Annotated in this window: 7 protein-coding genes; 6 read left to right on the forward strand and 1 reads right to left on the reverse strand. The window is 61.3% G+C overall.

Annotated elements, in window-relative coordinates:
• The first annotated feature begins 5 nt into the window (after nt 1–5).
• Nucleotides 6–2,537: a malto-oligosyltrehalose synthase gene (gene treY, locus ACSJJT_RS05685; RefSeq protein ID WP_435917352.1), complete on the forward strand. Its 2,532-nt coding sequence runs from the start codon at nt 6–8 to the stop codon at nt 2,535–2,537.
• Nucleotides 2,534–4,288, forward strand: a complete 1,755-nt coding sequence (gene treZ, locus ACSJJT_RS05690; RefSeq protein WP_435917353.1) for a malto-oligosyltrehalose trehalohydrolase — start codon at nt 2,534–2,536, stop codon at nt 4,286–4,288. The genes treY and treZ overlap by 4 nt, the downstream gene beginning before the upstream one ends.
• A gap of 209 nt (nt 4,289–4,497) precedes the next feature.
• On the opposite strand, the gene ACSJJT_RS05695 is transcribed toward treZ, so the two are convergent.
• Nucleotides 4,498–5,244, reverse strand: coding sequence for a twin-arginine translocation signal domain-containing protein (locus ACSJJT_RS05695; protein WP_435917354.1), 747 nt, complete (start codon nt 5,242–5,244; stop codon nt 4,498–4,500).
• Nucleotides 5,245–5,681: 437 nt separating this feature from the next.
• On the opposite strand from ACSJJT_RS05695, the gene ACSJJT_RS05700 reads away from it, so the two are divergent.
• The 4 genes from ACSJJT_RS05700 to ACSJJT_RS05715 form a co-directional block, all read left to right on the forward strand.
• Nucleotides 5,682–7,175: a sugar transferase gene (locus tag ACSJJT_RS05700; RefSeq protein ID WP_435917355.1), complete on the forward strand. Its 1,494-nt coding sequence runs from the start codon at nt 5,682–5,684 to the stop codon at nt 7,173–7,175.
• A 493-nt stretch (nt 7,176–7,668) separates the two neighbouring features.
• Nucleotides 7,669–8,742 carry an NAD-dependent epimerase/dehydratase family protein gene (locus tag ACSJJT_RS05705; RefSeq protein ID WP_435917356.1) on the forward strand — a complete coding sequence of 358 codons (1,074 nt, stop codon included), beginning with the start codon at nt 7,669–7,671 and terminating at the stop codon, nt 8,740–8,742.
• The gene (locus tag ACSJJT_RS05710; protein WP_435917357.1) at nt 8,739–9,467 is read left to right on the forward strand and encodes an acylneuraminate cytidylyltransferase family protein; all 729 of its coding nucleotides are present in this window, start codon (nt 8,739–8,741) and stop codon (nt 9,465–9,467) included. Before ACSJJT_RS05705 ends, ACSJJT_RS05710 begins: the two co-directional genes overlap by 4 nt.
• Nucleotides 9,464–11,679: N-acetylneuraminate synthase family protein (locus ACSJJT_RS05715; protein WP_435917358.1), on the forward strand; the 2,216-nt coding region annotated here is incomplete at its 3' end. The genes ACSJJT_RS05710 and ACSJJT_RS05715, both read left to right, overlap by 4 nt.

Here is an 11,679-nt window from a genome sequence, read left to right on the forward strand (position 1 = left end):
GGAACGTGACGACTTCCACTCCCCCGTCCGCCGCACCCGCCTCAACATACCGTCTGCAGTTCAACGAGGACTTCACCTTCGCTGACGCCATCGCTCAGCTTGACTACCTGGCAGCCTTGGGTGTCAGCCATCTGTTCTGCTCCCCCATTCTGCAGGCCGCGCCCGGATCCACCCACGGTTACGACGTCGTGGATCATTCCCGGATCTCACAGGAATGCGGTGGTGAGGAGGATTTCCATCGTCTCTGCGCCAAGGCCCATGATGTCGGACTCGGCATCATCGTTGACGTCGTCCCCAACCACATGGCGGTGCCGACGCCGCTGTGGCACAACTACGCGCTGTGGAGTGTACTGCGCGATGGCCCCTCCTCCCCGTACGCCACATGGTTCGACGTCGACGTCTCTGCATCCCTGTCGATTCTCATGGCGATCCTCGGCGACCGCATCGGCACGGAACTGACTGCCGGCACCATCCACGTCGAGACCCGGGACATCCCCGACTCCGACGGCACAACCCACGCCGAGCCCGTCGTCGTCTATTACGATCACGTCTTTCCGGTGCGTCCAGGTACCGAGTCGCTGCCGCTGGCTGAGCTGCTCGATCACCAGTGGTATCGGCTGGCATGTTGGAAGGTCGCAACTGAAGAACTCAACTATCGCCGCTTCTTCAATGTCGACACCCTGGCAGCCATCCGCGTCGAGGATGACGACGTTTTTGCCATCTCCCATGCCAAACTACTGCAACTCTACCGTGCCGGACTCATCGACGGGTTCCGCATCGATCACCCGGACGGCCTGGCCAATCCGCGCACATACCTGGCAGATCTGCAACGAGCCACCGACGGCGCGTGGGTCGTCATCGAGAAAATCCTGGACCCCTCCGAGACCCTCTCGGCCGAGCTTCCGTGCGCAGGCACCACGGGTTATGACTCCTTGCTGCGCGTTGACGGGCTGTTCATCGACTCGGCTGGATTGGCGCCTCTGGGCACCCTCTACGAACGTGTCTGCGCTGACGACGATTCGAAGGCATCCTTCCCTGCCGCGCTGGACACAGCCAAACGTGAGGTTTTAGACGACATGCTCGTCACCGAACTCAACCGGCTGGCAAATGTCGCTGTGGACATTTGCGCTTCCGACATCATGCTGCGTGACCACACCCGCCGCCAGCTGACAAGGGCCATCACCGAGCTCCTCGTCGCGATGGATCGGTACCGCGCCTACCTCGAGCCCGGTCGCGTTCCGGGGCCCGGCGAGGTCAAGGTCATCGAAACCGCAGCAAGCCTCGCCCGTCTAGAGCTACCAGAAGAGGAGCACGACACCCTCGAGCTGGTCGTGGACATGGTGTGTGGACGCCTCGGTCCCTCCACCGATCCGGTGGTGCAGGCCAGCCGCGACGAGTTCATGGTGCGCTTCGCCCAAACCTGTGGGCCGGTCATGGCGAAGGCGAAGGAGGACACCACGTTCTATCGCCATACCCGATTCACAGCGGTCAATGAAGTCGGCTGTGACCCTGAGGTGGCCGGGATTTCCGTTGATGACTTCCATGACTTCGCAAGCCATCTTGGCGAGAGCTTTCCGACAACCATGACGACCCTGTCAACCCATGACACGAAGAGGTCGACCGACGTCCGCGCCCGCCTGGCCAGCCTGACGGAATTCCCGCATGACTGGGATCACACCGTCGCCGCCTTGGAGGCGGCCACCACTGATCAACGTTCTGAGCTACTCGACGGTGCAGCGATCAACCTGCTGTGGCAGACATTGGCCGGAACCTGGCGCTTACCCGGGACGGCTGCGGGAGCCACGCCCATCACCGAGGACAGGCTCGTCGCCTACCTGACGAAGGCGGTTCGAGAGGCCAAATCTCACACCACCTGGACTGACCCGGACGAGGACTACGAGTCTGCGCTGATGGATCTGGCACGGTTCTGCCTGACCGACGATTCCGTCGCGCAGGCCCTTGATGGTTTCACCGAGACGACCAGCCTCGCGGTACGAGCTGCGATCCTCGGGCGAGCCCTGGTGCAGGTGACCATGCCCGGCGTACCCGACACCTACCAGGGCTGTGAGGTCGTCGACTTGTCGCTGGTGGATCCAGACAATCGCCGCCCGGTCGACCACCGTCGTTCCCACCGGCTCCTGCAAACCGTGGAGAACGGCCTCGATGCAGTAGCGCCAGAAGATCGTCTGGACGCGGAAAAGCTGCTTGTCGTCCACAGAGCTCTACAGGTGCGACGCCGACATCGCGACGCCTTCCGTGGCGATCACGCAAGCTACCGACCCGTTGCGACGACCACTGGTCACGCAGTGGCCTTCGCCCGCGGAATCGACGACGAACCTCCCACGGCCATCACCGTGGCCACCCGACTCGCCGGGGCGTTGGAGGGACGCAGTGGCTGGGCCGACCACCAGATCGTGCTGCCGGAAGGCACCTTCACTGACGTCATCACCGGAAAGACGCGGCGGGGAGGCACAGTCAAGCTTGCTGATCTCCTTGACCACATGCCCGTCGCCCTGCTGGCGAGGGAGAAACGATGATGACCAACCAGGTGACGGTCTGGGCCCCCACCCCCACGAACGTCCAGACGCTCCTTGACGGTGAACTCCTTGACATGACCAGGGACGGCGCATGGTGGACGCTTCCGCAGCCCGTCGTTGATGGCCAGCACTACCAGTTTGTCCTCGATGGCGGGGATCCGCTGCCTGATCCGCGCAGCCGCTATCAGCCTCAGGGCGTCCACGGGCCATCACAGGTGTACACGCCCCACAAGCCAGCCCCCTGGCAGGGTATTGACCTGAAAGGCCGGGTGCTCTACGAGATGCACATCGGCACCTTCACCGAACAGGGCACCTTCACCGCTGCCATCGACCACCTCGACGACCTCGTTGGGCTGGGCGTGGAGGCTGTTGAGGTGATGCCCGTCGCCCAGATTCCTGGTACCCGCGGCTGGGGTTATGACGGGGTCGGCCTCTACGCCACCCAGAACACGTACGGTGGTCCGGCGGCGTTCCAACAGTTCATTGACGCCGCCCACTCCAAGGGGCTTGGGGTCATTCTCGACGTCGTCTACAACCATCCGGGGCCAGAGGGGAACTACTTGGCACAGTTTGGCCCCTACTTCAACCATCACCACCCGACTCCTTGGGGTGACGCGGTGAATTTCGATGGCGACGACAACCTGCCCGTACGTCAATTCGTCATCGACAATGCCCACCAGTGGCTCGTCGAATATGGCATTGACGGGCTGCGGCTGGATGCCGTCCACACCCTCGTTGACACCTCCGACACCCACATCCTCGCCGAGTTGTCGACCCGAGTCGCTGAGTGGTCGCACGACGTGGCCCGTCCGCTAGCCCTCATCGCTGAATCGGACCTCAACCAGGCCGACATGGTCACTCCCGTCGGTGTCACCGCCGGGGCCCGCGGCATGACGATGCAGTGGGACGACGACATCCACCACTGTCTGCATGCCTTCTTCACACGGGAGACTGACGGCTATTACTCCGACTTCGGAAGCGCCGAGACGCTGGCCAAGGCCTTCACCAAAGTCTTCGTCCACGACGGCGACTGGTCGTCCTTCCGGGAGCAGAATTGGGGAGCCCCGGTTGACGTCAACAGCACTCACTACGACGCTTCGTCCTTCGTGAGCTTCATCCAGGATCACGATCAGATCGGCAACCGCGCCATCGGAGACCGTCTGGGCCACAACGGAGCCGACCCGAATCTTCAAGCGGCAGCCGCCGCACTGTACCTGCTGGGGCCTTTCACTCCCATGATCTTCATGGGCGAGGAATGGGCGGCCTCAACCCCATTCCCATTCTTCAGCGACCTGGGCCCTGATCTTGGCCCCTTGATCACTGCTGGACGCCGTCAAGAATTCCAGAAGATGGCGTGGCAGGGGGCCATCCCAGACCCTCAAGCCACGATGACCTTCCGGTCAGCGCGACTGAAGTGGGATGAGCGTCACGACCCAGAACACGCACGGATGCTCGACTGGTACCGCACTCTGCTAGGGATCCGCGCATCACTTCCACCCCACGTCGCTCATAGCCTGACGGCCACGACGATGACCGTGATCTCCCCCGATGCCGTCGTCATGAGGCGTCCCGGTGTCATCGTCGTGGCGAATCGAAGCGATGCTCCTGTCACGGTCGCGGGTCTGGTTGACGATCCAGCCCACACTGTGGCGATGGGAAACCACGACGTCAAGGACAGCTCGCTCACCCTGCGTGGCCCAGGGTGCGTCGTCCAGACTGATCTGGGGATCCATGCCCAGTGGGCAGTGTGAGCTCACCCTATGACGCCGAGACGCAGAACCACATCCCAGCTCAGCGGGCGAAGCCATCATCGCCATGCGCGAGCTTTACCTGTACTGAGCGAATCTCTTCAGCCGCAATGACAGGACAAAGACAGAAAGACGAGGGCATCCCTCGTCTTTCTGGCACCAATTCTCATATCCGGGGCCATCCCCGATCAATGATGTCGGCCCGATGCCTCTCACACCTCGCAGCCGCAGGGATCCTTCGACCAGCGGATGGTACTAAGAGCAATCTGCTGGTAATTGTGGACGGTATCCTCAAGAGTGTCCTCATTTAGGTACAGGATGGAGAAACGATTGATCGGGCCCTTGATCTTAATGAGCACAGTCCCCTTGGTGTCGCGGTCCATATTCCACTCATGCGATTTGTCAAGCAGCTTGTGCTCGAAAGGAGACTCAACCTTGACACGATTACTTCCATCGCCAGTGACGCGCAGGAAGTCTGGCTCAAGAGGCGACGCCGTGATCGGCGCACCATCAGTGGTAACGGTCACAGAATCCCGATAGTGATCTTTCTTGCCTGAGCCCTGTGAATCGATGTCATGAAGCAAGAATTGCACACAACTGGCTGGGCCAGAGAAGTCAACATGCAGCAAACTACCAGCAGTGCCGTCACCATTCTGAGCGATGGCAATCAGTTCGGAGACCCAAGGGTAATCACTCTTAACCTTGGCAAGCCCCCGCGGGTCAATGATGTCGCCATCCAAATTGGATGCATAGAGACCGCCGGTGGTGATTTTCGCACCCGGGCGTGCTTCCCTTCGTGCCACCAGCTCGGGGGTAACGAAGCTCTTCTCCCAATGCGCCCCCGTGTACACGCAGTCCTGGCTGGCAGCTACCGAGGGCAGCGCAGTCGAGGCAGTTACCGCAGGTACAGCCCACGCCGCACCCTTGACCACATTACGTCGACTCAGGTTGTTGTTCATTTCTCTCCCATGGATGCGAGATAACGCTGTCGAGAATCAAATTGGGGTCAGACGCAACGCGCCACATACCGCGTAAATCCTCACATGGTCATTCCATGACTGTCAAGTCACGTGCCCAGTGACAGCTGCTGGCCGCTAGCTTACTGCACACGAAACTGGTAGCCGAACTCTCCATCGGACCCCTCATGAGGGAACACCCCGTTGACACTATCACCCCTCAGACCAGCTACACACAGACCTGAAGCCTGGTCCTGATGCGCGCGGCGCACGGCCTCAGCCTTCAAGCAGAGTTGTGGAAAATCGACATATGATGATGATCAGCAGCCAGGTGATACTCTGCGCCTGAGAGGAATTGTGCTGCCAGCAGCACATGACACCCCGAACGGTGTGCCCATCACGAATCCCGTCCACAGCATCAGAGAGGAGATTCTTGGCTGATGTCATCACCGAGCCTCCTCCCTCCCAAACACGCAGTCGCTCCGCATCCAGCCGGTAGTCCCCGTCCACGACAGCGACACCACAGCCGAGACAATCTTGGTCAGTACCGGGTACGCATCGTCATCGCTGACTTCATCGTCATCGCCTTGGCATCGTTCATCGCGGTGCGAGCACGAACAGCAATGACCGTATTCCCAAAGAACACCGACGTTCAGGACAATGTCATTCCGTGGTCCGGAGGAATCATTGTCGCATGGTTGGTCGTCATGGGAATCGCCGGCGCGTACCGGACGAAATACTTGGACGCGGGCGCGGCGCAGTACCGCGCCGTTTTCGAGGCTTCTGCCATCACAGCTGCCCTGCTCGGGGTCTCAGCATACCTGTTCATGTATCCACTGCCCCGTGGCTTCTACTTCCTACTGTTCCTCTTCAGCATTCCCGCCCTACTCCTCGAACGGTTCTTCATGAGGCGCTGGTTGCACCACGAAAGACGCCGCGGCCGGTTCCGTAGCAGCGTCATCATCGCCGGCGACTGCACCCATATTGACGATCTGACCAAAGTACTCCAGCGTGAGAAATGGCTGGGATACGATATCGTTGGCGTGTTAACTCGCGGGCAAGAAAAGTGCCACAATGTCAACGTGCCAGTCCTAGGAGAACCTGAGGATGTCGTATCCGCCTGCCAATATACTCACGCCGCGGCCGTGATTTTCACAGAAGGATCTTTCTCGCGAGCCTATCAGTTCAATCGGTTGGCCCGCACTCTCGAGAACCACGACACCGAACTTATTATTATTCCCGCCCTCTCCGACATCTCCACACAGCGCATGCATATCCGCCCAGTAGCGGGCCTACCCCTGGTGCACATCGAGAAGCCCCAGGCCGAACGTGCCAGTGGCTGGCTCAAGAGGACCTTCGACATCATCGGATCGCTGCTCTTACTCATTCTCACCTCCCCAATCATCCTTCTCGCTGCTATCGCCATCAAACATGAGGATGGCGGTCCTGTGTTCTACAAGCAACGTCGAGTCGGACGCAAAGGCCGAGTCTTCGAGTGCTACAAACTGCGCTCGATGGTTGTCAACGCCGACGAGATCAAGGCCAAGCTGTTGGCCGACAAAAACGAGTCCGACGGTGTTCTGTTCAAGATGAAGGACGACCCTCGAATCACCAAGTGCGGAAAATTCCACCGACGCTACTCCATTGACGAGATTCCCCAGTTCTACAACGTGCTGCGTGGCGACATGTCGCTGGTGGGGCCGCGCCCCGCCCTCGAAGATGAGGTCGCCGCCTACGAATCCCACGTCCGCAGGCGCCTAGACGTCCGTCCCGGCGTCACCGGACTGTGGCAGGTGTCCGGCCGCTCCGACTTGTCCTGGGAGGACACCGTTAGACTGGACCTCTACTACGTCGACAACTGGTCAATCCTGCAGGATGTCAGTATTCTCGCGAAGACGTTCGGCGCAGTATTCACCTCCTCAGGGGCGTATTGATGGTCGCACGAATCCAGCAAGTTGCCCGGGCCCTGACGTGTCTTTACGTTGTCACTGTCGGCGTCGGAGTGCTTGTCCCGATGGGTACCCACATCGGGACCCTCAAGTGGCGCATCGGGAACAGACTGACCAGCGGCGTCGTTCCGATCAGCAACCGTCCACTCAGCGGAGAACAGGTCGCGGCAATCGGGGATCACGCCCTCAACGCGTTCATGCTCCTTCCCCTCACCTTTCTGGCAACTCTCGGGTGGCCACAGGTACATTGGTGGATATGGGGTATCGCTGCCACGATTATCGGGGCTGGCTCTGAATCAATTCAGTATGCCTTTTCCCAACTAGGTCGGCGCCCTCTGGTGTCGAACGCCGTCGAGAACGCCGCAGGCGGCTGGTTAGGGGCAGGCCTCGCCGCAGGTCTACAGCGGCGGCTCAGCCACCGACTGCACTCACCGTCTCATCCACCCCATCGCGAATCATCCGAGAGGTATACACACCAGTGAACATTGTCATCACGGGAGGGGCCGGGTTTATCGGCCAGTATGTGGCTCGTCGCCTGCACGGTCATGATCTCATCGCGCTCGATATTCTCGAGCCACAGACGCACACCGACGTTGACGCTGACCGGGAGCGTTTCCCCGGGCAGGTCGTTGAGGAAGACGTTTGCGAGCCCGAGACATGGAGCCGCCTGAGCCGTCCAGATCTCATCATCCACCTCGCGGCGGAAACCGGCACCGCACAGTCAATGTATCAGGTCGACCGGTACCGTCGAGTCAACGTCGACGGCACCCGGCTGGCCGCCGAATCGGCGCTCCGGTGGGGTTGTCCCATCATCATGACGAGTTCGCGGGCTGTTTATGGTGGTGGCCGTTGGCGTCTTCCTGACGGCACCGTCGAGTGTGGCACCCCCTCAAGCCCTGACGCGACCCCGGAGGACTCCTGTGAAACCGACTTGCACCGCCCCCTGAGTGTTTACGGCGAGACGAAGTCTGAGGCTGAGGCCATTTTGTCCGAGGTTGCCGATCGCATCCCTGTGACGATCTACCGGCCACAAAACGTCATTGGCCCTGGCCAAGCTCTACACAACCCGTATACTGGCGTGTTAGCTGCATGGCTGGCGATGCTGAAAGAAGACCGCCCCATTACGGTCTACGGTGAGGGCAACCAGACCCGCGACTTCATCCACGTTGACGATCTAGCTCGAATGATCGCCTGGTCGGTCGCCAATCCGCCACAATTGGGGTCCCCGCGGATTCTCAATGCGGGTTCCGGTGTACGCACGACCCTCACCGAGCTGGCGCAGTACTGCATTGATGGCGCTCCCGTTCATCGCGATTCTGGGATCAGTCACGTTGACGTGGTACGGGCCGGCGACATCGATCACGCCTGTGCAGACATGTCGTTGTCCCAGAGCCTGGGGGTTCCCCAGCCGACCTGGTCAACCCCGAATGCCGTCAAGGACTTCATCGTTGCCGGGTGGGACAAACCCGGAGCCAAAGCGTCGGCCTGGGACGACGCTCTTCACGAGCTGAGTGAGCACGGCATGACGAGCACCGCACAGGAGGACCAGTGAGTCCGACAACCCTCGCGATTATCCCTGCCAGGGGTGGGTCCAAAGGGATCCCCCGAAAGAACCTCAAGGACTTGGCCGGGAAACCCCTGTTGGCATGGACGATCGAGCAGGCCCTCGCCACCCCGGGCCTCGACGTCTACGTCTCGACCGAGGACGCCGAGATCGCCGAGGTGGCCCGGCGCGTGGGCGCCGGTGTCATTGACCGTCCCGCCGTGCTGGCCCAGGACACCACCGCAACCGAGCCGGTCGTCGAGCACGCGATCGAAGTCCTCACCGAGCAAGGCCACCGCCCGGACCAGGTGATGTTGCTGCAGGCCACCTCTCCGCTACGCCTGCCGACCACCATGAGGCGCGCCCTTGACGAATTCGTCGCATCCGGCGCCGACTCCATGGTCGGAGTGGTTCCCGAGCCGATCTTCATCTGGCAGAAGGAACCGAAGGTCGTCGCCCACTACTCGTATGAGAACCGTCCCCGTCGCCAGGACATGACGCCTGACCAGTTGCGTTACCGCGAGACCGGCTCACTCTACCTGACGAAAACCGAGGTCTACCAGAACACCCACAACCGTCTTGGTGGCCGCATCGAGTTGTTCGTGATGGATCCGATCGAGGGAATCGACATTGACTCCCCACATGATTTCGATGTCGCAGCCGTCGAGCTGCAACACTTTGCACGCCAAACCTCACCGATACCCAGCCCAAGAGAAGGTTATCCGCGCCCATGATCGTCAATCGTCAGACCACACCCTTCGCCGTCTTTGGTGAGGACACCATCCTCACCGCATTGACAAAGATCACCGACAACAAGTCGGGCATCGTCTTCTGCGTTGATGAACACGGCATTCTCACCGGGTCCTTCTCCGACGGCGACTTCCGTCGCTGGATCACCTCCGAACCAGACGGCGACATGACGACGCCGGTGCAGGTGGCTGCCAATCGTGACTGCACCCATGCACCTCTTGATGCCGATGCTTCGACCATCTCCCAACTCTTTCGGCCCGGCGTGGAGGTGATCCCCCTCGTTGACGAGCGTGGCCATCTCACGGCGGTCGCCACTGAGGGTGCCGCCGAGATGACCATCGGTCGTCACACCATTGGCGATGACCACCCTTGTCTTCTCATCGCTGAGATCGGCAACAACCACCAAGGTGACGTCGCGTTGGCCAAGCACCTCGTCGACCTCGCCAAGGAGGCCGGGGCCGACGCCGTCAAGTTCCAGCTGCGCGACATGAACGCTCTGTACCGTCAAGCCGACGGTGCCACCGCGGGCGAGGATCTCGGCGCTCAATACACCCTCAACCTCCTGTCCCGGTTCTCCCTGAACCCCGAGCAGATGATCGATGTCTTCGACCACTGCAAGGCCGTCGACATTGACGCTTTCTGCACGCCGTGGGACCTCCCCAGCCTCACAGTGCTGGCCGACTACGGCGTCCCGGCCCTCAAGATCGCCAGCGCCGACATGACCAACCATTCCCTGCTACGGGCCTGTGCCGCCGAGCACCTGCCAATGCTGGTGTCGACGGGTATGTCGACCGAGGACGAGATCCTCGGATCAGTCGACGTGTTGCGCAGCGTCGGCGCCCAGTTCGCTCTGCTGCAATGCCAGTCGACGTACCCGGCCCCGTTCAAGGACGTCAACCTGCGCTACATGGACCGCCTCGCTGCCCTGGGTAACTGCCCAGTGGGTTATTCCGGGCACGAACGTGGTTATCATGTGCCGATTGCCGCAGTAGCACGCGGTGCCCACATCATCGAGAAACACTTCACCATTGACAAGACCCTCGAGGGCAATGATCACCAGGTCTCGCTGCTCCCCGAGGAATTCTCCGAAATGGTGGCTCGCACCCGGGAGGTCGAGTTGGCCTTGGGCTCAGATCACGCTCGAGTCGTGTCAACCGGCGAAATGATGAACCGCGCCAACCTCGCCAAGTCCCTGGTGGCGACCCGGGCCCTGCACAACGGCGAGGTCATCACCCGTGACGCCGTGGCCGTCAAGTCCCCGGGCCGCGGCCTGCAACCCAACCACCTCGACGAGCTGGTCGGTCGCACCATGCGTCGCGACATCGACGCCGGTGACTTCTTCTACGACACCGACCTGACCGACGCCGTCGCCCAAGGCCGCAACTACACCTTCCGTCGCCCGTGGGGCCTGCCAGTGCGCTACCACGACGCCCGCAAGCTGCTGTCCCACTCCGAGACCAACCCGAACTTTCTGGAGTTCCACCTGTCCTACAAGGACGTGGAGATGACGGCCGAGCAGATCGCCGAGGCCTTCGAGAACCGCAAGTTCGAAGGGATGAGCTACACCGTCCACTGCCCCGACCTCTACGCCGGCGATTTCATCATCAACCTGGCCTCCCCCGACGCAGACATCTGGGAGCGCTCGATCGTCGAGGTCCAGAAGGTCATCCAGATCGCCCGTGACCTCGACACGTGGTTCGACGCCGAGGAGCCCCCGGTCGTCATCTGCACCATGGGCGGGTTCACCAAGGACGCCTTCGTGGCCCCCGAGGAGCGCCCGGCCATGTACGCCCGGATCGCCCAGGCCCTCGAGCGCATCGACGAGGACGGGGTCCGTCTGACCTCGCAGACCCTGCCGCCCTACCCGTGGCTCATGGGTGGCCAGCAGCACCACAACCTCTTCATGGGCCTCAACGACACCGTCGACTTCTGCAACCAGTACGGACGTCGTCTCACCCTCGACCTGTCCCACTCCAAGTTGGCCGCCAACTTCAACAAGATCCCGTTCAGCGAGTACATCGCCAAACTGGCACCGCTCAGCGACCACCTGCACATCGTCGACGCCGAAGGTGTCGACGGGGAGGGCCCGCAGATCGGTGAGGGCGAGATCGACTGGCCGATGACCGCCAAACAGCTCGACGAGCTGGCTCCAGGAGTCACATTCATCCCGGAGATCTGGCAGGGCCACGTCAACAA

The organism is Cutibacterium nasicola (assembly GCF_051303185.1).
Classification (GTDB): domain Bacteria; phylum Actinomycetota; class Actinomycetes; order Propionibacteriales; family Propionibacteriaceae; genus Cutibacterium.

Bases quoted from the DNA above. Each gene is read 5' to 3' on its own strand.
- ACSJJT_RS05700 (WP_435917355.1), top strand. From the start codon at position 5,682: ATGTCATCACCGAGCCTCCTCCCTCCCAAACACGCAGTCGCTCCGCAT.
- ACSJJT_RS05695 (WP_435917354.1), bottom strand. From the start codon at position 5,244: ATGAACAACAACCTGAGTCGACGTAATGTGGTCAAGGGTGCGGCGTGG.
- treZ (WP_435917353.1), top strand. From the start codon at position 2,534: ATGATGACCAACCAGGTGACGGTCTGGGCCCCCACCCCCACGAACGTC.